Source organism: Bradyrhizobium sp. CCBAU 11357, assembly GCF_028128865.1.
GTDB lineage: Bacteria > Pseudomonadota > Alphaproteobacteria > Rhizobiales > Xanthobacteraceae > Bradyrhizobium.
The window spans coordinates 1-20,954 of record NZ_LBJW01000092.1; the positions used below are offsets into that span (position 1 = coordinate 1).

The window sequence follows — 20,954 nt, forward strand, 5'->3', positions numbered from 1 at the left end:
CGCCACTTGGCGTACAAAACCCGAGACTCTAACTGCCGCTGGATGAAAATGCAGTGGCAGGTCAATGCAAGGAAAGGCAACTTCTGTGTCACAGAAGGCCTGTCGCGCAAGCTTATCTGCCCGAGAGCTGCTCGTCTATGTGACCCCTCGCAGGCTTTTGATGGCTGCGAGTTCGTCAAATCAACAAGAAGCTCGACTAAAAAACGAACGCCTCCGCCGGCAAGCGATCGACACCTTCAAGCCTTATGGCATGTCTGGAGAACAAGGAGAGATGCTTCTCTTCGTTTTGGCCGAAAGCCTGCTCAAGCTACCGCAGCTCCTCTGCAAAATGGACCTCAAAACGGATAGGGAGATGCATTTTCATGGCCTTGATGGTGTCCATTGCGGACCAGGAAGCGGGCCCGATGAGCTGGCAATCTACTGGTGTGAGTCGAAAGTTCATAAAGATCTAGATCGAGCTCTATCCGAAGCGTTTGATGGTCTGAAACCTTTTCTGTTGTCGGCAGGAGCGGGAGATTCAGATAAGCGCCGAGAGCTCGCACTGCTTGATCATTACATGGACTTGGCAGACTCTGAACTGCAGAAGTTGATCCTCGACTCCATCAATCCTCACTCTGCAGCGTTCAACAGAGTTTCATGGAGGGGGATTTGCCTTGTCGGCTTTGACTACGAATACCCTCAGAAACCTAACCAGGTGCGGCAGGACGAATTCACCGCGAAGGTAAAGGCCGTCTTGCCGCTGGTGGATAAATCGGTGAATAGACGTTTGGTCCAGCGCCAGCGCTCGCCCAAGACCGCCATGCTCAAACGCTTGCCATGAGGTTGATCTCGGACGAAGGGCACCGGCTGACTTGGCGACGCTGCGCTATGTGGCGGTAACCTTCGCGACTTTTCTAATGATCGTGCGAGCCTGCGCCAGCGTCAGCCCGAAATGTTCTGATGCCGCCTCGAGCAGGTCGAGCGAGCAGCGCATTCATCCAGATCAATGTTTGTGGTCAACACGCGAGCCTTTACATCGCTTGGCACTGAAATGAGGCCATAGGCCGGAGACAGCGACCAGCTGGCCTTTCAGAGCCATAGGAGGCCGTGGTTGCGCGGGTGGTCGTCGGCATTCGAGATCAGCACGTTCACGACGACACGCCGGTAGAGAGGCTGGGCGTCGGTCTTTCCACACGCTGTGCTACGCGAGGCCGTCTATCCTCACGAGACCGGTAGCTCAAACGATTTGGATATGCGTCTGGGCTATCATGTTCAGTGGCTTCCCGATTTTGCGATATGACCGCCGATCCTTCCCAGGAGAAGGTTGGTGCCTTTACGCAACGAGACCTTACCACCATGACCATCAGGTCCTATCGCAAAATTCCGAGCGTCGATGACTTGTAATACACAACCAGAAATTTTGCCAGACACGCCGCTTCGCCTTGCTGATGCCGTGAAGATTGCGTTTCCTTTGGGAGGGATGACGGTCGCGGGGCTACGCCGTGAGCGCGATCGCAACCGATTAGTCATTGAGAAAATCGCCGGCAAGGAATTCACGACGCTGGCGCACATTGAACGGATGCGAGAGCTATGCCGCGGAGAAGCAAGGGGGCTCGACTTCAGCTCAAAGCCGCCCGTCGAAACAAATATGGAAAGATTACCCATCAAGCAACCTGGATCATCAGAGACAACGGTCGGGATGTCGGCACAGGCTGCGCTGCAGGTGAAATTGCAGCCGCGGAGGAAAAGTTAAGGGACTACATCACCTCAAAGCACAAACCAAAGCGAAGAATTCGCCATATAGACGATATCCCGATTGCGGATGTCCTGTCGATTTACTTGGATGCCCAACTAGACAAACTTCGCAGTCGCTTCAGCGTCGACGCCGAAAACGAAGACTCCATTTCGGACATCCGAAAGTTCAAGAAGCGGATCGAACGGCTGAACGATTGGTGGGGCGGAAAAATGCTTGGCGAAGTCAATGGCGAGGCATGCCGGTCCTACACCAAGAGACGTCAAAGAAAGGGTGGGGCTCGCCGCGACCTGGAAGATCTCCGTGCTGCCATCGGCCACCATGCAGCCGAGGGATACCATAGAGAGATCGTGAAGGTCTCCCTGCCCGAGAAGGGCCAGCCGCGAGACAAGTGGTTGACGCGCAGCGATGCGGCTAAACTGATCTGGACCTGTTGGCGCTATCGCGAAATGCAGAAGGGTTCACGTCGGTCGTCGGATGAGACGAAGTTGCCGACGAGCAAACGTCCACTCCGGCATCTTGCTCGTTTCATCTTGTTGGGAATCTACAGCGGCACCCGCGCCGGCGCCATCGCAGCCGCATCTCCTGTGCCCGCCCTTGGTCGCTCATATGTTGATCTGGAGCGCGGCCGCTACTACCGTCTGAAGCAGGGGGCCTCGCAGACCAATAAGCGGCAGCCAACGGTTCCCATTCCCTTGCGCTTGCTTGCTCACCTGCGGCGTTGGCATCGAATCGATCCTGAGGCGAAGCATTTCGTTGAATACAACGGCAAGCCGGTTAACTCAGTCAAGACGGCATTCAAAAGTGCCGTAAGACTCGCGGGGCTTGGACCAGGCATTTCCCCTCACACATTGCGGCATACCGCAGCGACTTGGCTCATGCAGAGAGGGGCGGATCCTTGGCAGGCAGCAGGCTATTTTGGAATGTCACTTGAGGTGTTGCTCAACACCTATGGTCACCATCATCCTGACTACTTGTCTGACGCAGTCGCGAAGATCGCCAAACGGGACCCAGCCGGCGAACGAAAGATGCACGTATCTGGTGCGATATCTGGTGCGGTCATCCCGATGAGGCGAAACGGCTCGTCCTAAGTCACTGATTTCTTTGGTGGGCCCGGCAGGACTCGAACCTGCAACCAGACCGTTATGAGCGGCCGGCTCTAACCATTGAGCTACAGGCCCCGCCGCGAGGCGGCCGCTTTGAGCGCGGCCGGCAACGGTGCGCGGTTCGTTTACAGGGCCTGAGGCGGGGGTGCAATGCTGGCTCGGGGGATTGGGAGCAACGGCACGGCATCACGGATCATTTTCGAATACCCGAAATTCGCGATGGTGCCTGTATAACCCTGTTTTGCCCGACGAAGCAAACCGCCTTTTCGGAGGTTTTTTCGAGGTGGGCGCTAACCCATTGAAATCCCTGGCCTCGTCTACTGTGCATGGGGTTGTTTTCGCAACTTTGCTTGAGAGGGCCTGTCGGCCCCCTCGTGGTGCAGCCGCGCCGGGCGGCAGGCCCCCGCCTTAGTCCACCGAGACCCCGGCGAACTCGACCACCTTGCGCCACTTCTCGGTTTCGTCCGTGACCAGCTTGCCGAACTCGGCCGATGTCATCGGCTTGGGCAGGCCGCCGACCTCAGTGAGGCGCGCCACAAGCTTCGGATCCTTCAAGGCTTCGCCGACCGCCTTGTTGAGGATCTCGATCACCTCGCTCGGCGTGCCCTTCGGCGCGGAGATGCCGTAGAAGCCGACCGACTCGAAGCCCGGCACGGTCTCGGCGATCGCGGGCACGTCGGGGACGCTCGGCCAGCGCTGCGGCGAGGTGACGCCGAGCGCGCGGACGTTGCCGCCCTTCACCTGCTCCATCGCCGAGGGCAGATTGTCGAAGATCAGCTGCACCTTGTTGGAGATGATGTCGGGGAAGGCGATCGCCGAGCCGCGATAGGGCACGTGCACCATGTCGCACTTCGTCATCACCTTGAACAGCTCGGCCGACATGTGCACCGAGGTGCCGTTGCCGGAGGAGGCATAGGAGATCTTGCCGGGATTGGCCTTGCAATAGTCGATGAACTCCTGGACCGTCTTCGGCGGAAACGCGTTGGAGACGACCAGCATGTTGGTGAGCTGCATGATGCTCGCGACCGGCACGGTGTCGCGCAAAAAGTCGAACGGCAGCTTTTTGTAGAGCGAGGTCGAGATCGCGTTGTTGGGCGCGACGAACAGCAGCGTGTAGCCGTCCGGCGGCGAATTGATCGCGGCCGCGGCGGCGATGTTGCCGCCCGAGCCGGTGCGGTTCTCGACGATGAATTGCTGGCCGAGCCGGTCCGACAGCCACTGCGCCATGATCCGCGCCACGATGTCGACCGGGCCGCCGGCGGCAAAGCCGATCAGCCAGTGCACGGGACGGTCGGGATAGGCGGCGGCTGCGGGAGGGGTGGCGCTGAAAAGACCCAAGAGGACTGCGAGGCCGAAAACACCCTTACGCAAAATTCGCAACATGACATCTCCCATTGTTCTATTGTCTTTGCGCGGCATGCTTTCACAAAATCAGGTCACTGCCTACATCGCCGCAAGTCGGTGTTGACGCAGGTCCGTCAGGAGTGACCATGAGATTCGCGATGATCATCATCAGCGCGGCGCTGCTCGCCAGCCCCGCCGCCGCCCAGACCGGAGGCACGGACATTCCGACCACGACGATCAGCTTGGGTACGGCGACGCCCGGCGGCGGCTTCCCGCTCTATGGCAACGCCTTCGCGGAGGTGATGAATGCGGCCGATCCGCATCTCACCATCGCGCCGCGCAACACCAAAGGCAGCAACGAGAACATTCCGCTTCTGGAGAAGGGCGAGCTCGATCTCGCGCTGGTCGCGGGCGAGCCGGCCTACGAGGCCTTCGCCGGCATCGGCCGTGCGAAGGTCGCGTTGAAGATCCTCACCGCGATCTATTCCAACCCCGGCATGTTCGTGGTGCGCGCCGACAGCCCCTACACGACGATCCGCGATCTCGTCGGTCAGCCCGTCGCGTTCGGCGCCAAGGGCTCCGGCCTGCCGATCCTGGCGCGCTATGTGCTCGATGGTCTCGGCCTGAAGCAGGACGAGGACTTCAAGGCTGTTTATCTCGACCGCGCCGGCGACGGCCCCGCGATGGTCGAGGACGGCCGCGTCGCTGCGCTGTGGGGCGCCGGCATCGGCTGGCCCGGCTTTGCCGCGGTCGCATCGAGCGCATCAGGCGCGCGCTTCATCGCGCCAGTAGCGGACGAGATTGCGCGCATCCGCGCCAAGCATGCGTTCCTGAAGCCGCTGACGGTGCCGGCCGGCTCCTACCCGAAGCAGACCGAGCCGATCGCCTCGCTCGGCTCCTGGAGCTTCATCCTCACGCGCGAGGATCTGCCCGACGAGGTCGCCTATCGCCTCGCCAAGACGCTGCACGGCAATGAGGCGACATTCTGCAAGAAGCTCGCCCAGGGCTGCGAGACCACCGCCGCAAACACGGTCGCGGCAGCGCCGAAGGTGGAGCTGATCCATCCTGGTGTGATGAAGTATTTTCGCGAGATCGGGGTGGTGAAGTGACGGTCGCTTGAGGCGACCGTCATTCCGGGGCGCGTCGAAGACGCGAACCCGGAATCTCGAGATCCCGGGTTCGGTGCTCCGCACCGCCCCGGGATGACGATCGCTTTAAGCGATCATCATTTCTTCACCATCGCACACGCCGGGTCGGGCGGGCCGAACGCCTTGTCGCCGGAGATGGTCGTGAGGATCTTGTAATAGTCCCACGGATATTTGCTCTCCTCCGGCGTCTTCACCTGCACCAGCCAGAGATCGTGCACCATCAGATTGTCCTCGCGAAGCTTGCCGTTGCGGGCGAAGAAATCCTCGATCGGCTTCTCGCGCATCTTGGCGGCCACCTTCAGCGGATCGTCGGTGCCGGTCTCCTTGATGGCGTTGAGATAGTGCATCACGCTGGAATAGACGCCGGCCTGCCACATCGTCGGCATCCTGTTCATCTTGGCGAAATAGCGCTTCGACCATTCGCGCGTCTTGTCGTCCATGTCCCAGTAGAACGAGGTGGTCAGCAGCAGGCCTTGCGCCGCCTGCAGGCCGAGGCCGTGGATGTCGGTGATCAGCGCGAGCAGCGCCGCCATCTGCTGGCCGCCCTTGAACACGCCGAACTCGGCGCCGGTCTTGATCTCGTTCATGTTGTTGGGGGGACCGGCGGCAATGCCGATGATCTTGGCCTTGGAGGCCTGCGCCTGCAGCACGAAGGAGGAGAGATCGGGCGTTGCCAATGGCGGCCGCACCGAGCCCAGCACCTTGCCGCCATTGGCGGTGACGACGGCGGAAGCGTCGCGCTCCAGCGAGTGGCCGAAGGCATAATCGTCGGTGATGAAGAACCAGCTGTCGCCGCCGCGCTTGACGACGGCGTCCGCGGTGCCGACCGCGAGCGCGCGGGTGTCGAACACCCATTGGATGGCGTAAGGCGAGCAGAACTTGCCGTGGAAATCCGCGGTGCCGGTGGAGTGGGTGATGAACAGCCGCTTCTTCTCGTTGGCGACGTTCTGCACCGCGAGCCCGACCGCGGAGACCGGCACGTCGACGATCAGATCGACCTGGTCGACGTCGTACCAGCGCCGCGCGATCGTGCCGCCGATGTCGGCCTTGAGCTGGTGGTCGCCGATCACGACGCTGATCGGCTTGCCGAGCACCTTGCCGCCGAAATCGTCGATCGCCATCTGCGCCGCGGTCACCGAGCCCTGGCCGGTCGGCGCCGAGGCCGGGCCGTTCATGTCGGTGAGAACGCCGATCTTGACGACGTCGTCGGAAACCTGCGCCGTGGCCGCGCCCGGCAGCAGCGCTGCCGCAAGTGCAGCCGCGACCGGCAGTCCAAATCTCGTTGGATACACGTTTCTCCTCCCCTGATCCGGCACGTTGGCCGGTGTTGCTTGTTCCGGGTATGGCCCGGCTGAATTGGTTTCTTTTGCAACTAATAGGGGGCAGGCGTCAATGTCAGGCTGCGAAGCGGATCAGTCCTGCGGGCGAGGGATCGTAGCCGGTCAGCTCCTCCGCGCGCTGCCGCAGCCGGCGTTCGTTCATGAAGCGGAGCAGGGCCTGCATGGCGGGGCGGAAATAGCTGCGCTGCCGCATCGCAAGATCGAAATTCTCCCAGACCAGCGGCACGAAATCGAGGCCGGCCGAGCGCGCCGCGGCGCGCGTCGCGATGCCGCAATCGGCCTGGCCGGCGCGAACCAACTCGGCGAGATCCGGGCCGGTCAAAGCCGGCGTCTCGATGCGGCGCAGGTCCCGCATCGAGGCGCCCGCACGCTTCAGCAGCACGTCGAGCAGCATCTGCGCGCCCGTGCCCTGTTGCCGCGTCGCCATCCGGGCGCCGGCTGCGAGCACGTCGGTCAGGCTGTGCAGGTGCTGGGGATTGCCGTGCGGCAGCACGAGGCCTTCTTCGCGGCGGACGAACGCGACCAGCACCGCATCATGCAGGTCCGGCGTGGTCCGCAGCGCTTCCATACTGGCATCGCCGGCGAGATTGTCGGAGGCATCCAGGGCGTGGAAGTGCACAGCCGCGGCCATCACCTCGTTGCGCTGCAAGCGCTCTAGCCCGCGCGCGCTGCCCTCGCTCATCGATCCGAGCCCGGAGCCGGATTCGCGCAGGCTCCAATCCAAGAGCTCGTCCTGGCTGCCGCCGACGACCGGCGGCGGCTCGGCGATCAACATGCCGGCCGGACGCGCCAGGCCCGACAGGACCCAGAGGTCGAGCTCGTGCCGTGGGAAGAGCCATTTCCCCGTCACCTTGCTGCAGGGGATCGCACCGGTGGTGACGAGTTCGTAGAGCTTGCGTTCGCCGAGCCGAAGGTAGTCGGCGGCTTCGCTGGTGGTCAGGAATTCCATCCTGCATTCCTATGCAAATTCTTGCTTCTTTTTGACGTCCGACGCAGGTGGAATTCTGCATTTCAGATTTTTGTCGCGGGAACCATGCCCGATCATCTCGCTGCTTTGCAACACATCCGCACGCGCGATTTTCGCTTTGGTGAACGATCCCAAGCGATCGTTCGCGCGCTACGTCTCGATGAAATTGCCGAAATTTCCCGACTGGCAGCGCAAAACGCGTCACGAGTGCGGCGCAATCGATCATCATCATGATCGCGTCAAACCTGAGGGAACCCGATCATGGGCCGCCTGTCCGTTGCACTTGCGCTCCTCTGCGGCCTTGCCGCAGGCATTGCGGCGTCATCCGCGGAGGAGCGCAGAATCGTCCTCGCTTCGACGACGGCGACGCAGGAGTCCGGGCTGCTCGACTATCTGCTGCCGATCTTCCGCGACAAGACCGGCATCGACGTCACCGTGATCGCGCGGCGCGCCGACGAGGTGCTCGATGGGGCGCGGCGGGGCGAGGTCGACGTCGTGCTGATGCACGCGCGGCCACAGGAGGAGAAGTTCGTTGCCGACGGCTTCGGCGTGAAGCGCTACGACGTGATGTACAGCGACTATGTGCTGATCGGGCCGAAGAGCGATCCCGCGGGCGTGAAGGGCAAGGACATCGCGACGGCGCTGAAGGCGATCGAAGCCAAGGGCGCCCCGTTCGTGACGCGCGGCGATCGCTCGGGCACCCACGCCGCCGAGCTCGCGCTTTGGATCGTGGCCGGCATCGACATCGCCGGCGCCAAGGGCGCCTGGTATCGCGAGGCCGGGCCCGGCATGGCCGCGGCGCTCGAGGCCGCCCGCGCCGCCAATGCTTACGAGCTGGCGGATCGCGGCAGCTGGATCGCCTTCAGGGATCGCGGCGATCTCGACATCGTCGTCGAAGGCGACCGGCGGCTGCTCAACCAATATGGCGTGATGCTGGTGAACCCTGCGAAGTTCCCGAACGTGAAGAAGGACCTCGCGCAGACTTTCGTCGACTGGCTGACGTCGCCGGAGGGTCAGACGGCGATCGCCGGCTACAAGGTCGACGCGCAGCAGCTGTTCTTCCCCAATTCGGACAGGTCGGGCGGCTGAAGCCGGCATCGCCGGCGGTTGCCAAACCGGACGATGCATGGTCCTCATGGCGCATGACCCAGCGCCTGCCGCCCTCGCTCACGCCGCTCGACACCGCGCTCGCCGCGCTGCTGCGGGGCGTTGATCCCGTCGCGCCGGTGGAGGTGCCGCTGGCGGAGGCGATCGGCTGCATCGCGACTGGCGATCAGCTGCTCGCCGCCCATCCTTCGCGCGACATTGCGGCCGTAGACGGTTGGGCGCTATCGGCCAACGATCTCGTCGGCGCGTCCGCTTATTCGCCGGTGCCGCTGACCACGGCCCCTGCATGGGTCGAGGCCGGTGACGCGATGCCGGCGGGATGCGACTGCGTGCTCGATGCCGACGCCGTGGAGATGTCTGGGCCGCTTGCCCAGGTGCTCGCAGAGGGCACGCCGGGGCAGGGTGTCAGGCGCGCAGGCAGTGACATTGCCGCGGGCGGGGCCGTGGGGGACGCGGGCCATCCCATCGGTGCGGCGGACCTGCTGCTCGCGCGCGTGGCGGGCGTGGAGAAACTCGCCGTCAGGCGGCCGCGGCTGCGCATCGTCAACGTGCCGAGTGGAACGGTCACGGCGCAGATGATTGCCGGGATCGCGCACACGGCGGGACTGGATGTGGAAACGCGTCAAGCGCGTGCGCGCGATGAAGCGTCGATCGCCGATGCGCTCGATGCGTCGTCTTGCGATGCTCTGCTGACCATCGGCGGTAGCGGCGTCGGCCGCCAGGACGCTGCCATCGCGGCCCTCGCCAGGCGCGGCGAGGTGATGGCGCACGGCCTTGCGCTGCAGCCGGGACGCACCGCGGCGGTCGGACGGTTGGGACAGGTTCCCGTGATTGCCTTGCCCGGCTCGCCCGATCATGCGCTTGCAGCTTGGCTTGCACTCGTGCTGCCGCTCGTCGAGCGTTTGTCGGCGCGTCGGCCGCGCCGAAAAGCGTCGCTGCCGCTCGCGCGAAAGATCGCCTCCAGCGTCGGCCTGACGGAGATCGCTTTGCTGGCCGAGGAACATCGTGCCTGGATGCCGCTTGCCGTGGGCGAATGGCCGCTCCAGGCGATCGCCCGTGCGGATGCATGGCTGCTGATTTCCGCCAGCGACGAGGGATTTGCGGCAGGTACACCGATCGATGCCGATCTGATGCCGGCGTGATATGGTTCTGACATGACGATGATCCCGAAATCACCAGATCGCAGCGCGCTCGAGCAGGAGCAGTTCCTCAAGATCCTGTCGCGCGAGGAGGCCTTGGGCCGGTTCGAGGCGGCCTTGTTCCCGCGCGCGCTTCGAACCGAAACGCGCAAGCTCGCAGCTGCGCTGGGCGCGGCCCTCGCCGAAGATGTCACGGCGCCGATCGACGTGCCGCCGTTCGACCGCTCCAATGTCGACGGCTTCGCCGTGCGCTCCGCCGACCTTGCGGCGGCCGGCGAGGGCGCGCCCGTGCGCCTCGCGCTGAATGGCGAGACCATTCATTGCGGGACCGCGCCGATACTGCAGGTGGCGGCCGGAACCGCAACGGCGATCGCCACCGGCGGTCCGCTGCCGCGCGGCGCCGATGCCGTGGTCATGGTCGAGCACACTCAGCCGGCCGGCCAGGATGCGACCGATGTCCGTCGCGCCGTCTCGCCGGGGCAATTCGTCTCCTATGCCGGATCCGACATCGCGCGCGGCGAGGCGCTGCTGCGCGCCGGCACCATCATTGGCTCGCGCGAGATCGGCATGCTGGCGGCTTGCGGCATCGCCGAGGTGAGTGTCGTGCGCAGACCGCGGGTTGCCGTCATCTCCACCGGGGACGAGCTGGTTCAGCCCGGCCAGGTGCTCGGGCCCGCCGAGATCTACGATACCAACGGCGCCATCGTCGCGGCCGCGATCGACGAAAACGGTGGCGAGGCCGTCTTCCTCGGCGCCATTCCGGACGACGAAGCCAAGCTCGAAGCCGCCATGCGCAACGCGCTTGCGGATGCCGACATGCTGGTGCTGTCGGGCGGCACGTCGAAAGGCGCGGGCGACCTCTCTCATCGCATCATCGGCCGGCTCGGCGCGCCCGGCATCATCGCCCATGGCGTTGCCCTCAAGCCCGGCAAGCCGCTGTGTCTTGCGGTGTGCGATGGCAAGCCGGTGGTGATCCTGCCGGGCTTTCCAACCTCGGCGATGTTCACCTTCCACGACATGATCGTGCCGGTGCTGCGCAGGATGGCCGGACTACCGCCGCGCTCCGATGCCAAGGTGAACGCGACCGTGCCAGTGCGCATCGCCTCCGAGCTCGGCCGCACCGAATTCGTCATGGTTTCGCTGGTCGAGGGCAGGGCGGGCCTCATTGCCTACCCCACCGGCAAAGGGTCCGGTGCGATCACGTCCTTTGCGCAGGCGGACGGCTTTCTGCGCATCGACGCACTTGCCGACCAGATGCCGGCCGGCACCGAAACGGAGGTGACGCTGTTCACGCCGCATGTGCGCGTGCCGGATCTCGTCATCGTCGGCAGCCATTGCACCGGCCTCGATCTCGTCACCGCACAGCTCGCGCATGCCAGCCTGACCGTGCGCTCGATCGCGGTCGGCAGCCTTGGAGGATTGGCGGCGGCAAAGCGCGGCGAATGCGATCTCGCGCCGATCCATCTGTTCGACGAGCGCAGCGAGACCTACAACACGCCCTATCTCGTCGAAGGACTCGAGCTCGTCGCCGGCTGGCGCCGGATGCAGGGCATTGTCTTCCGCAAGGGCGACAAACGTTTCGAGGGCCTGAGCGCAAAGGAGGCTGTTGCGGCTGCGCTCGCCGACCCCACCTGCATCATGGTCAACCGCAACCAGGGCGCCGGCACGCGCATCCTGATCGACCGGCTGCTCGGCGGGGCGCGTCCGGAAGGCTACTGGAACCAGCCGCGTTCGCACAATGCGGTGGCGGCGGCCGTGGCGCAGCATCGCGCCGACTGGGGCATGACCATTGCGCCGGTCGCCCACGCCGCGGGCCTCGGTTTCATTCCGCTGGCCGAAGAGCATTACGATTTCGCGCTGGTGACCGCGCGCAAAGACCGGCCGGCCGTGCGGGCCTTTCTTGATGCGCTCGGCTCGAGCGCAGCGCGCGCCGCACTCGAGCGCGCGGGTTTCCGGCCAGCGTAGAAATCAGCGAGGGCTACGGTTGCGACGCCTGGTCGGTGGCGCTGGCGGCCTGATCGGATTGCTCGCGCCTGCGCTTCCGTTCCTCGGCCTCGGCCAGCGCACGCTGCGCGGCGGCCGGCAACGGCTTCGGATCGGGCGGGACCTCGACGGTGTCAGGCTTGCTCAGCTGCTTCGTGCGATCGATCACATCCGAAACATCGAGCGCAAGATCGACGACATCGAAGACGACATCCAAGAGAGAGTCGGCCATGGTTCATCCCGGAGCAAGATACCAATCATTGGTCGTTCCCTTGCCCGGCCGGGTTCACGGCCAGCAGCTCAACGCACCGGCTTAGGACGCGTCGTCCAGCGCAGCCAGCCGCTCGGCCTCGGCGATGTCTTCGACCGTGTTCGCATTGAAGAACGGATCGACCGGCTCGGTCGGCCACGTCACCGTCGCGAGCGGATAGCGCGCGGTCCAGCGGTCGATCTTGCGGAGGTCTTCGACCACGAGGGCGTGGCGCAGCTCCTCTCGCAAGGCGACACGCCACAGGCCGATCACCGGATGCGACTGTGCGCCTGACGCGGCGACCGCAAGCTGCGCGTTCTCACGCGCGCGCACCTCATGCAGGCGCGCGACGAGATCGCGTGGCAGGAACGGGCAGTCGCCGGCGGCGCTGAGCACCCATTCGATTCCCGGCCGGTTCGCCGCGGTCCAGTCGAGCGCCGCGAGGATGCCGGCGAGGGGGCCGGGGAAGCCGGGCACGTCGTCGGCGACGACCTGCAAGCCGAACGCGGCAAAGCGGGCGGGATCGCCGTTGGCGTTGAGGATCAGCCCGCTGCACTGGGGCGAAAGGCGCGCGATCACGCGTTCCAGAATGGTGCGGCCGCCGATGGTGCGCATCGGCTTGTCGCCGCCGCCCATGCGCCGCGCGAGCCCGCCGGCGAGCAGCACGCCGAGGGTCGGCGGAACGCGCGCCGCGGACATCTCAGTCGTCACCGCCTTCACCCTTGCGCTTGTGCTTGGCCGATTCCTCTTCGACATAAGCGAGGTTCTGGTCGTAGACGATACGCTCTTCGCCTGCGAGCGCGATGAAGCGCTTTCCACGCGTGCGTCCGACCAGCGTCAGGCCGACCTGTCTTGCGAGATCGACACCCCAGGCGGTGAAGCCGGAGCGCGACACCAGGATCGGAATGCCCATGCGCACGGTCTTGATCACCATCTCCGAGGTGAGGCGCCCGGTGGTGTAGAGGATCTTGTCGGAAGCGTCGACGCCGTGGCGGTACATCCAGCCCGCGATCTTGTCGACGGCGTTGTGGCGGCCGACATCCTCGGTGTAGCAGAGCGGCGTGCCCTCCTTGCACAGCACGCAGCCGTGGATCGCGCCGGCCTCCAGGTAAAGCGAGGGCATGGTGTTGATGGTCTGCGTCATCTGGTAGAGCCAGGAGGTGCGCAGCTCCGCCTTGGGCAGCGCGACGCTCTCGACCGCCTCCAGGAGGTCGCCGAAGGCGGTGCCCTGCGCGCAGCCGGAGGTCTGCGTGCGCTTCTTCAGCTTGGCCTCGAAATTGGTGTGGTGTGAGGTGCGCACGACGACCACCTGGAGGTCGTCGTCGTACTCGACCTCGGTGACCACGTCATTATATTTCAGCATGTTCTGGTTCAGCAGGTAGCCGAGCGCCAGATATTCCGGATAGTCGCCGATCGTCATCATGGTGACGATCTCCTGGGCGTTCAAATAGAGCGTCAGCGGCCGCTCCATCGGCACCTTGATCTCGACCCTGGCGCCGGTCTGGTCGGTGCCGGTCACGCTCTGGGTCAGGCGCGGATCGTCCGGATTGGGGACGATCAGGGGCACCGGGGCTTTGTCGATCTTCATCATGGCGGCGAGGTTAGCATGACATTCGGGTCAAGCCGATATAAGCATGGCCGGGAATGGGCAAAATGCCTCCGCTCGTCATTGCGAGCGGAGCGAAGCAATCCAGAATCCTTCCGCGGCGGCAGTCTGGATTGCTTCGCTGCGCTCGCAATGACGCGGAGGGGGCCGCGGTTCCAGAAGGGACCTGGGTCGTTCGCGGACACGGAGCTGGAATGAAAGTCATCGGCCTTGCAGGATGGAGCGGTGCGGGCAAGACCACGCTGTTGACGCGGCTGATTCCGCATTTCAACGCGCAAGGCCTGCGCGTCTCCGTGATCAAGCATGCGCATCACCAGTTCGACGTCGACGTGCCCGGCAAGGATTCCTGGCGCCATCGCGAGGCCGGCGCGGCGGAGGTGCTGGTTGCTTCGTCGAAACGCTGGGCACTGATGCATGAGCTGCGCGGGGCGGCGGAGCCGCGGCTGCCGGAGCTGCTCGAGAAGCTCTCCGCGGTCGATCTCGTCGTGGTCGAGGGATTCAAACGCGAGCCGCATCGCAAGATCGAGGTGCATCGCGCCGCCAATGGCAAGCCGCTGCTGTTTCCCGACGATCCCGGAATTGCCGGGATCGCGACCGACACCGCCATTGAAACGCGGCTGCCGACCGTCCATCTCGATGATATCCCCGCTGTGGCCGCGCTGCTGCTGCGTGCGGCGATGCCGGTCGAGGAAGCGGTGGCAAGAAGCGCCGCGATACGCTGACGAGGCACCATGGCGCAACTGTCGGACGATTGCTTTGCCTTCGGCGGACCGATGATGTCGGTCGACGAGGCCGTTGGCCTCATCACGACGCGCGTCAACGCGATTGCCGATCTCGAGACCGTGGCGCTGGTCGATGCCGACGGGCGCGTGCTCGCGCGCGATATTGCAGCGCCCTTGCCGCTGCCGCCGTTCACCAACTCCGCCGTCGACGGTTACGCCGTGCGCAACGCCGACCTTCCGGCAAGCGCAGAGCAGGCGTTCCCGCTCGACGGTCGCATCCAGGCCGGCGGCCTTGCGCAAGCGCCGATCAAGCCCGGCCACACCGCGCGCATCTTCACCGGCGCGCCGATGCCGCCGGATGCGGAGACCGTCTTCATGCAGGAGGACGTCCGCATCGATGAGTCCGGCAGGATCGTGTTGCCGCCGGGGCTGAAGCCCGGCGCCAATGTGCGCCCCGCAGGCGAGGACATTCCCCAAGGACGCGTCGCGCTCCGCGCCGGCCAGCGCTTGCGGCCGCAGCATGTCGCGCTTGCCGCCGCGTTCGGCCTGACGAGGCTCGACGTCGTCAGGCGCATCCGTGTCGCCGTGTTCTCGACCGGCGACGAACTCGCCACGCCCGGCGAGCCGCGCGCCGCCTCGCAGCTGTTCGATTCCAACCGATTCATGCTGATGGCGATGCTGCGGCGGCTCGGCTGCGAGGTCAGCGATCTCGGCATTCTGCGCGACGAGCGAACGTCGCTGGCGAGCGGCCTGAAGCAGGTTGCAGGCGACCATGACCTGATCCTCACCACCGGCGGCGTCTCGACCGGGGAGGAGGATCACGTCAAGGCGGCGGTGGAGAGCATCGGCTCGCTGGTGCTGTGGCGGATGGCGATCAAGCCGGGCCGTCCCGTGGCGATGGGGATCATCGACGGCGCACCGCTGATCGGACTGCCCGGCAATCCCGTCGCGAGCTTTGTCACCTTCGTCCATGTGGTGCGGCCGACGGTGCTGGCGCTGGCGGGTGGGCTGCCGGAGCCGCTGTTGCCGATTCCAGTGCGTGCTGCGTTCACCTACAAGAAGAAGGCCGGGCGACGTGAATATGTGCGCGCCTCGCTGCGGCGCGCGCAGGACGGCGGGCTCGAGGCGATCAAGTTCCCGCGCGAAGGGGCCGGGCTCTTGTCCTCGCTGGTCGAGACCGACGGCCTCGTCGAGCTCGGCGAGGACATCACGAATGTCGAGCCGGGGCAGGATGTCGGCTTCCTGCCCTACGCCAGCCTGATCTGAGGCCTCCCCGCGTTGACGCAGCCGTTCCACGCCGCCATGGTGCAGCCATGACCAGGACGACACTCGATCTCACCGGGCTGAAATGCCCGCTGCCGGCGCTCAAGACGCGCAAGGCGCTCAAGCCGCTCAAGGCAGGCGACCAGCTCGAAGTTCACTGCACCGATCCGCTCTCGGTGATCGATATTCCCAATCTGATCCGCGAGACCGGCGACAAGGTCGAGATCACCGAGCGCAACGAGGCGCGCATCGTGTTCCTGGTCGAAAAGAGTGACGCCCCGTAGAAGGGCGAACGTCCACGGCGGCGGCCTTTGTGCTCCCGCCGTGGCCTCGGACCGGGCATTCGATAGGACTTCGCTATCGCAGCACGGGACACCTTTATTGATCTCCCGACCAATTCGGGCTTCGCTCCATCAATGGCCCGTTGGGACGAAACGCAGGCCGTGTCTGGGCAGTCACGTCTACCCTGGGTTTCGCTTAACCGCTTCCGCGAACATCACAATTCGCTTGGCATCTGGCATGCCAGAGGATAGAAGTGGAGTCCTGATAAGGACGAGATCGAGACGAATCGATGAGCCACGAGGACGTGCACAAGGTCCGCTCCTTCGAGCATCCCGGTGAGGGACGCCGACGCGCCAAGGCGACCCCCAAGGGGCGGCAGGTCGATCCCACGGCCGCGCACGAGATCGAGCTGTTGCTCGGCGACAGGCCGCGGCGGCGCGATCTCTTGATCGAATATCTGCACCTGATCCAGGACAAGTACCACCAGATCTCGGCGGCGCATCTGGCCGCGCTCGCCGACGAGATGAAGCTCGCCTTCGCCGAGGTGTTCGAGACCGCGACATTCTACGCGCATTTCGATGTGGTGAAGGAAGGTGAGCCCGACATTCCCCCGTTGACGATCCGCGTCTGCGATTCGCTCACCTGCGCTATGCTTGGCGGCGAGAAGCTGCTCGAGGATCTGCAGAGCGCGTCAGGTCCCGGCATCCGCGTCGTGCGCGCGCCCTGCGTCGGCCGCTGCGACACAGCGCCGGCAGCGGAGGTCGGGCACAATTTCGTCGACCACGCGACGGTCGGCAACGTCATGGCGACGGCGAAGGCCGGCGACACGCACGCGCATCTGCCCACATATACCGAGTACGATGCCTACGTCGCCGATGGCGGCTACAAGCTGCTCAATCGCCTGCGCTCCGGCGAACTGTCGAAGGACGATCTCCTGAAGGCGCTCGACGACGCCTCTCTGCGCGGGCTCGGCGGCGCCGGCTTCCCCACCGGGCGCAAATGGCGCGCCGTGCTCGGGGAGCCCGGGCCGCGGCTGATGGCGATCAACGGCGACGAGGGCGAGCCCGGCACGTTCAAGGACCGCTATTATCTCGAAACCGATCCGCATCGCTTTATCGAGGGCATGCTGATCGGCGCCCATGTGGTGCAGGCGAGCGACGTCTATATCTATCTGCGCGACGAATATCCGGCCTCGCGCGAGATCCTCGAGCGCGAGATCGCAAAGCTCCCGCCGGGCGGTCCGACGCTGCACATGCGCCGCGGCGCCGGCGCTTACATCTGCGGCGAGGAATCCTCGCTGCTGGAGAGCATCGAGGGCAAGCGTGGCCTGCCCAGGCACAAGCCGCCATACCCGTTCCAGGTCGGCCTGTTCGGCCTGCCGACGCTGATCAACAACATCGAGACGCTGTGGTGGGTGCGCGACATCGTCGAGAAGGGCGCCGATTGGTGGAAGGGCCATGGCCGGCACGAGCGTCACGGCCTGCGCAGCTTCTCGGTTTCGGGACGCGTCAAAAATCCCGGCATGAAGCTCGCGCCCGCGGGTATCACCGTGCGCGAGCTGATCGAGGAATATTGCGGCGGCATGGCCGACGGCCATCAGTTCTACGCGTATCTGCCGGGCGGTGCGTCCGGTGGCATTTTGCCGGCATCGATGGACGACATTCCGCTCGATTTCGGCACGCTGGAGAAATACGGCTGCTTCATCGGCTCGGCTGCGATCGTGATCCTGTCGCACAAGGACAGCGTGCGCGCTGCCGCATTGAACCTGATGAAGTTCTTCGAGGACGAGAGCTGCGGCCAGTGCACGCCGTGCCGCGTCGGTACCCAGAAGGCGGCGCTGCTGATGCAAAGGCCGGTCTGGAACCGTGCCTTGCTGGAAGAATTGAGCCAGGCGATGCGCGATGCCTCGATCTGCGGGCTCGGACAGGCGGCATCGAATCCGCTGTCCTCCGTGATCAAATATTTCCCTGACGAGTTCAAGGAAGCGGCGGAATGACGAAGATTACGTTCGAGCTCGACGGCAAGCAGGTCGAGGCCAAGCCCGGCGAGACGATCTGGCAGGTCGCAAAACGCCAGGGCCGCGACATTCCGCATCTCTGCTATTCGCCGGCGCCGGACTATCGCCCCGACGGCAATTGCCGCGCCTGCATGGTCGAGATCGAGGGCGAGCGCGTGCTCGCCGCGTCCTGCAAGCGCACGCCGTCGGTCGGCATGAAGGTGAAGACCGAGAGCGCCCGCGCGACGGCGGCGCAGAAGATGGTGATGGAGCTGCTGGTCGCCGACCAGCCGGCGCGCGAGACCTCGCACGATCCGGACTCGAAGTTCTGGCACTGGGCCGAGACCACTGGTGTCACCGAGAGCCGGTTTCCCGCCGCCGAGCGCTGGGCGACCGATGCCAGCCATCCAGCAATGCGCGTCAATCTCGATGCCTGCATCCAGTGCGGCCTATGCGTGCGCGCTTGCCGCGAGGTCCAGGTCAACGACGTCATCGGCATGGCGTACCGCAATGCCGGCGCCAAGATCGTGTTCGACTTCGACGACCCCATGGGCGAGTCCACCTGCGTTGCCTGCGGCGAATGCGTGCAGGCCTGTCCGACCGGCGCGTTGATGCCGGCCGTCATGCTCGACGACAACCAGACGCGCGTCACCTATGCCGACAAGAAGGTGGATTCGCTCTGCCCGTTCTGCGGCGTCGGATGCCAGGTCACCTACGAGGTCAAGGACGAGAAGGTGATCTATGCGGAAGGCCGCGACGGCCCCGCCAACCACAATCGTCTTTGCGTGAAGGGTCGCTTCGGCTTCGACTACATCCATCATCCGCATCGCCTGACGAAGCCGCTGGTGCGGCTGCCGAACGCGAAGAAGGACGCCAACGACCAGGTCGACCCAGCCAATCCGTTCACGCATTTCCGCGAGGCGAGCTGGGAGGAAGCGCTCGACATCGCCGCCAAGGGTCTCGTCAAGATCCGCGACGAGAAGGGCGTGAAGGCGCTGGCCGGCTTCGGTTCGGCCAAGGGCTCGAACGAAGAGGCCTATCTGTTCCAGAAGCTGGTGCGCACCGGCTTCGGCTCCAACAACGTCGATCATTGCACCCGCCTGTGCCACGCCTCGTCGGTGGCGGCGCTGTTCGAAGGCCTGAGCTCGGGCGCGGTGTCGGCGCCGTTCTCCGCCGCGATGGACGCCGAGGTCATCGTCGTGATCGGCGCCAATCCGACCGTGAACCACCCGGTCGCCGCGACCTTCATCAAGAACGCGGTCAAGCAGAACGGCGCGAAGCTGTTCGTGATGGATCCGCGCCGGCAGTCGCTGTCGCGTCACGCGACCAGGCATCTGCAGTTCAAGCCGGGCTCCGACGTCGCGATGCTGAACGCGATGATCAACACGATCATCACCGAGGGCCTGACCGACGACCAGTACATCGCCGGCTACACCGAGGGCTTCGAGGACCTCAAGGAGAAGATCAAGGAGTTCACGCCGGAGAAGATGGAGCCGATCTGCGGCGTCCCGGCGCAGACGCTGCGCGAGGTCGCCCGCACCTATGCGCGGGCAAAATCGTCGATCATCTTCTGGGGCATGGGCATAAGCCAGCATGTCCACGGTACCGACAATGCGCGCTGCCTGATTGCGCTCGCCCTGATCACCGGCCAGGTCGGCCGTCCCGGCACCGGCCTGCATCCGCTGCGCGGCCAGAACAACGTGCAGGGCGCCTCCGATGCCGGCCTGATCCCGATGTTCCTGCCGGACTACCAGCCGGTGGGCCGCGATGACTTGCGCGGCAGCTTCGAAAAGCTCTGGCAGCAGGATCTTGATCCCGTGCGCGGCCTGACCGTGGTCGAGATCATGAACGCGATCCACGCCGGCGAGATCAAGGGCATGTATATCGAGGGCGAGAACCCCGCGATGTCCGATCCCGATCTCCAGCATGCGCGCCATGCGCTCGCCATGCTCGATCATCTCGTGGTGCAGGATCTCTTCGTCACCGAGACCGCGTTCCATGCCGACGTGATCCTGCCGGCCTCGGCCTTCGCCGAGAAGGACGGCTCCTTCACCAACACCGATCGCCGCGTGCAGCTGGCGCGTCAGGTGATCAAGCCGCCCGGCGATGCGCGTCAGGATCTCTGGATCATCCAGGAGATCGGCAAGCGCATGGGCCTGCCCTGGAATTATGCCGGTCCCGGCGACGTCTTCACCGAGATGGCAGAGCTGATGCCGTCGCTGAAGAACATCACCTGGGAGCGGCTGGTGCGCGAAGGCGCGGTCACTTATCCCGTCGACGATCCGAACAAGCCCGGCAACGAGATCATCTTCACCACGGGCTTCCCGACCGCGAGCGGCCGCGGCAAGATCGTGCCGGCCAAGGTCGTCCCGCCGGACGAGATTCCCGACGACGAATATCCGATGGTGCTCTCGACCGGCCGCGTGCTGGAGCACTGGCACACCGGCTCGATGACCCGCCGCGCCCAGGTGCTCGACCAGATCGAGCCGGAGGCGGTCGCGTTCATGTCACCCAAGGACATGCGCAAGAAGAAGCTGGTGCCCGGTGATTTCATTCGCCTGGAGACCCGCCGCGGCGCCGTCGAGGTCAAGGTCCGCTCCGACCGCGACGTGCCGGAGAACATGGTGTTCATGCCGTTCTGCTACGCCGAAGCGGCTGCGAACCTGCTCACCAACCCGGCACTGGACCCGTTCGGCAAGATCCCGGAGTTCAAGTTCTGCGCAGCACGGGCCGAGCGCGCCGAGATGCGGGACGCGGCGGAGTAGGGAAAAGCCTCGTCATCGCCCACGAGGCTTGCCACACAAACCGATGTCATGCCCCGGCTTGACCAGGCTTGACCGGGGCATCCAGTACGCCGCGGCCCATCGATTCAATCGCAAAGTCTCGGGGTACTGGATCGCCCGGTCAAGCCGGGCGATGACAGGGAATGTGTGGTGCCGACTTTCCCACGTCGCTTCGCTCCCCGCAAT

Annotated in this window: 19 protein-coding genes and 1 tRNA gene; 12 read left to right on the top strand and 8 right to left on the bottom strand. The window is 64.8% G+C overall.

What is annotated here, in order from left to right; translation table 11 throughout:
* Nucleotides 1-64: 64 nt before the first annotated feature.
* On the top strand, nucleotides 65-820 hold the full coding sequence (locus XI05_RS12685) for a HamA C-terminal domain-containing protein (protein ID WP_333939870.1): 756 nt from the start codon (nucleotides 65-67) through the stop codon (nucleotides 818-820).
* 248 nt (nucleotides 821-1,068) lie between these two features.
* On the opposite strand, the gene XI05_RS39775 is transcribed toward XI05_RS12685, so the two are convergent.
* A complete protein-coding gene (locus tag XI05_RS39775; RefSeq protein WP_442869269.1) occupies nucleotides 1,069-1,131 on the bottom strand; it encodes a hypothetical protein in 63 nt (20 codons plus the stop codon).
* A gap of 438 nt (nucleotides 1,132-1,569) precedes the next feature.
* Between XI05_RS39775 and XI05_RS12695 the strand changes: the two genes are divergently transcribed.
* The gene (locus XI05_RS12695; RefSeq protein WP_271501956.1) at nucleotides 1,570-2,823 is read left to right on the top strand and encodes a tyrosine-type recombinase/integrase; all 1,254 of its coding nucleotides are present in this window, start codon (nucleotides 1,570-1,572) and stop codon (nucleotides 2,821-2,823) included.
* 14 nt (nucleotides 2,824-2,837) lie between these two features.
* On the opposite strand, the gene XI05_RS12700 is transcribed toward XI05_RS12695, so the two are convergent.
* Both XI05_RS12700 and XI05_RS12705 read right to left on the bottom strand, forming a co-directional pair.
* Nucleotides 2,838-2,913, bottom strand: a tRNA-Ile gene (locus XI05_RS12700).
* Between the two features lie 333 nt (nucleotides 2,914-3,246).
* Complete coding sequence (locus tag XI05_RS12705; protein WP_271501957.1) at nucleotides 3,247-4,221, bottom strand: Bug family tripartite tricarboxylate transporter substrate binding protein; 975 nt, start codon at nucleotides 4,219-4,221, stop codon at nucleotides 3,247-3,249.
* A gap of 107 nt (nucleotides 4,222-4,328) precedes the next feature.
* Here XI05_RS12705 and XI05_RS12710 point away from each other — a divergent pair, with 107 nt between their 5' ends.
* On the top strand, nucleotides 4,329-5,291 hold the full coding sequence (locus XI05_RS12710) for a TAXI family TRAP transporter solute-binding subunit (RefSeq protein ID WP_271501959.1): 963 nt from the start codon (nucleotides 4,329-4,331) through the stop codon (nucleotides 5,289-5,291).
* Nucleotides 5,292-5,407: 116 nt separating this feature from the next.
* On the opposite strand, the gene XI05_RS12715 is transcribed toward XI05_RS12710, so the two are convergent.
* Both XI05_RS12715 and XI05_RS12720 read right to left on the bottom strand, forming a co-directional pair.
* Nucleotides 5,408-6,622 carry an ABC transporter substrate-binding protein gene (locus XI05_RS12715; RefSeq protein ID WP_271501961.1) on the bottom strand — a complete coding sequence of 405 codons (1,215 nt, stop codon included), beginning with the start codon at nucleotides 6,620-6,622 and terminating at the stop codon, nucleotides 5,408-5,410.
* Nucleotides 6,623-6,725: 103 nt separating this feature from the next.
* Nucleotides 6,726-7,619 (bottom strand): helix-turn-helix transcriptional regulator, encoded by an 894-nt coding sequence (locus tag XI05_RS12720; protein ID WP_271501963.1) that lies wholly within the window; start codon nucleotides 7,617-7,619, stop codon nucleotides 6,726-6,728.
* Between the two features lie 84 nt (nucleotides 7,620-7,703).
* On the opposite strand from XI05_RS12720, the gene XI05_RS12725 reads away from it, so the two are divergent.
* The 4 genes from XI05_RS12725 to XI05_RS12740 are packed head-to-tail and all read left to right on the top strand — an operon-like array spanning nucleotide 7,704 to nucleotide 11,848.
* Nucleotides 7,704-7,871, top strand: coding sequence for a hypothetical protein (locus tag XI05_RS12725; RefSeq protein WP_271501965.1), 168 nt, complete (start codon nucleotides 7,704-7,706; stop codon nucleotides 7,869-7,871).
* A gap of 27 nt (nucleotides 7,872-7,898) precedes the next feature.
* Nucleotides 7,899-8,726 (top strand): substrate-binding domain-containing protein, encoded by an 828-nt coding sequence (locus XI05_RS12730; protein WP_271501967.1) that lies wholly within the window; start codon nucleotides 7,899-7,901, stop codon nucleotides 8,724-8,726.
* 53 nt (nucleotides 8,727-8,779) lie between these two features.
* On the top strand, nucleotides 8,780-9,886 hold the full coding sequence (locus tag XI05_RS12735; protein ID WP_271501969.1) for a molybdopterin-binding protein: 1,107 nt from the start codon (nucleotides 8,780-8,782) through the stop codon (nucleotides 9,884-9,886).
* 12 nt (nucleotides 9,887-9,898) lie between these two features.
* Nucleotides 9,899-11,848: a molybdopterin biosynthesis protein gene (locus XI05_RS12740; protein WP_271501971.1), complete on the top strand. Its 1,950-nt coding sequence runs from the start codon at nucleotides 9,899-9,901 to the stop codon at nucleotides 11,846-11,848.
* Nucleotides 11,849-11,861: 13 nt separating this feature from the next.
* Here XI05_RS12740 and XI05_RS12745 read toward each other — a convergent pair whose 3' ends face one another.
* The 3 genes from XI05_RS12745 to fdhD all read right to left on the bottom strand — a co-directional run bounded on the left by XI05_RS12745 (nucleotide 11,862) and on the right by fdhD (nucleotide 13,707).
* Nucleotides 11,862-12,098 carry a hypothetical protein gene (locus tag XI05_RS12745; protein WP_172785699.1) on the bottom strand — a complete coding sequence of 79 codons (237 nt, stop codon included), beginning with the start codon at nucleotides 12,096-12,098 and terminating at the stop codon, nucleotides 11,862-11,864.
* An 81-nt stretch (nucleotides 12,099-12,179) separates the two neighbouring features.
* Nucleotides 12,180-12,815: a molybdenum cofactor guanylyltransferase MobA gene (gene mobA / locus XI05_RS12750; protein ID WP_271502070.1), complete on the bottom strand. Its 636-nt coding sequence runs from the start codon at nucleotides 12,813-12,815 to the stop codon at nucleotides 12,180-12,182.
* A 1-nt stretch (nucleotide 12,816) separates the two neighbouring features.
* Nucleotides 12,817-13,707 carry a formate dehydrogenase accessory sulfurtransferase FdhD gene (gene fdhD / locus XI05_RS12755; protein ID WP_036011418.1) on the bottom strand — a complete coding sequence of 297 codons (891 nt, stop codon included), beginning with the start codon at nucleotides 13,705-13,707 and terminating at the stop codon, nucleotides 12,817-12,819.
* Between the two features lie 209 nt (nucleotides 13,708-13,916).
* Between fdhD and mobB the strand changes: the two genes are divergently transcribed.
* The 5 genes from mobB (at nucleotide 13,917) to fdhF (ending at nucleotide 20,750) form a co-directional block, all read left to right on the top strand.
* Nucleotides 13,917-14,444, top strand: coding sequence for a molybdopterin-guanine dinucleotide biosynthesis protein B (gene mobB, locus XI05_RS12760; protein ID WP_271501973.1), 528 nt, complete (start codon nucleotides 13,917-13,919; stop codon nucleotides 14,442-14,444).
* Nucleotides 14,445-14,453: 9 nt separating this feature from the next.
* Nucleotides 14,454-15,710, top strand: coding sequence for a molybdopterin molybdotransferase MoeA (locus tag XI05_RS12765; protein WP_271501975.1), 1,257 nt, complete (start codon nucleotides 14,454-14,456; stop codon nucleotides 15,708-15,710).
* Nucleotides 15,711-15,757: 47 nt separating this feature from the next.
* Nucleotides 15,758-15,991: a sulfurtransferase TusA family protein gene (locus XI05_RS12770; protein WP_036011410.1), complete on the top strand. Its 234-nt coding sequence runs from the start codon at nucleotides 15,758-15,760 to the stop codon at nucleotides 15,989-15,991.
* A 287-nt stretch (nucleotides 15,992-16,278) separates the two neighbouring features.
* The gene (locus tag XI05_RS12775) at nucleotides 16,279-17,985 is read left to right on the top strand and encodes an NADH-ubiquinone oxidoreductase-F iron-sulfur binding region domain-containing protein (RefSeq protein ID WP_271501977.1); all 1,707 of its coding nucleotides are present in this window, start codon (nucleotides 16,279-16,281) and stop codon (nucleotides 17,983-17,985) included.
* On the top strand, nucleotides 17,982-20,750 hold the full coding sequence (fdhF, locus tag XI05_RS12780) for a formate dehydrogenase subunit alpha (protein WP_271501979.1): 2,769 nt from the start codon (nucleotides 17,982-17,984) through the stop codon (nucleotides 20,748-20,750). The genes XI05_RS12775 and fdhF overlap by 4 nt, the downstream gene beginning before the upstream one ends.
* The last annotated feature ends 204 nt before the right edge of the window (nucleotides 20,751-20,954 follow it).

Excerpts from the sequence above, each read along its gene's own strand:
- XI05_RS12685 (WP_333939870.1), top strand. The coding sequence starts at position 65 with ATGCAAGGAAAGGCAACTTCTGTGTCACAGAAGGCCTGTCGCGCAAGC.
- XI05_RS12695 (WP_271501956.1), top strand. The coding sequence starts at position 1,570 with ATGCCGCGGAGAAGCAAGGGGGCTCGACTTCAGCTCAAAGCCGCCCGT.
- XI05_RS12705 (WP_271501957.1), bottom strand. The coding sequence starts at position 4,221 with ATGTTGCGAATTTTGCGTAAGGGTGTTTTCGGCCTCGCAGTCCTCTTG.
- XI05_RS12710 (WP_271501959.1), top strand. The coding sequence starts at position 4,329 with ATGAGATTCGCGATGATCATCATCAGCGCGGCGCTGCTCGCCAGCCCC.
- XI05_RS12720 (WP_271501963.1), bottom strand. The coding sequence starts at position 7,619 with ATGGAATTCCTGACCACCAGCGAAGCCGCCGACTACCTTCGGCTCGGC.
- XI05_RS12725 (WP_271501965.1), top strand. The coding sequence starts at position 7,704 with ATGCCCGATCATCTCGCTGCTTTGCAACACATCCGCACGCGCGATTTT.
- XI05_RS12730 (WP_271501967.1), top strand. The coding sequence starts at position 7,899 with ATGGGCCGCCTGTCCGTTGCACTTGCGCTCCTCTGCGGCCTTGCCGCA.
- XI05_RS12735 (WP_271501969.1), top strand. The coding sequence starts at position 8,780 with ATGACCCAGCGCCTGCCGCCCTCGCTCACGCCGCTCGACACCGCGCTC.
- XI05_RS12740 (WP_271501971.1), top strand. The coding sequence starts at position 9,899 with ATGACGATGATCCCGAAATCACCAGATCGCAGCGCGCTCGAGCAGGAG.
- XI05_RS12745 (WP_172785699.1), bottom strand. The coding sequence starts at position 12,098 with ATGGCCGACTCTCTCTTGGATGTCGTCTTCGATGTCGTCGATCTTGCG.
- mobA (WP_271502070.1), bottom strand. The coding sequence starts at position 12,815 with ATGTCCGCGGCGCGCGTTCCGCCGACCCTCGGCGTGCTGCTCGCCGGC.
- fdhD (WP_036011418.1), bottom strand. The coding sequence starts at position 13,707 with ATGATGAAGATCGACAAAGCCCCGGTGCCCCTGATCGTCCCCAATCCG.
- mobB (WP_271501973.1), top strand. The coding sequence starts at position 13,917 with ATGAAAGTCATCGGCCTTGCAGGATGGAGCGGTGCGGGCAAGACCACG.
- XI05_RS12765 (WP_271501975.1), top strand. The coding sequence starts at position 14,454 with ATGGCGCAACTGTCGGACGATTGCTTTGCCTTCGGCGGACCGATGATG.
- XI05_RS12770 (WP_036011410.1), top strand. The coding sequence starts at position 15,758 with ATGACCAGGACGACACTCGATCTCACCGGGCTGAAATGCCCGCTGCCG.
- XI05_RS12775 (WP_271501977.1), top strand. The coding sequence starts at position 16,279 with ATGAGCCACGAGGACGTGCACAAGGTCCGCTCCTTCGAGCATCCCGGT.
- fdhF (WP_271501979.1), top strand. The coding sequence starts at position 17,982 with ATGACGAAGATTACGTTCGAGCTCGACGGCAAGCAGGTCGAGGCCAAG.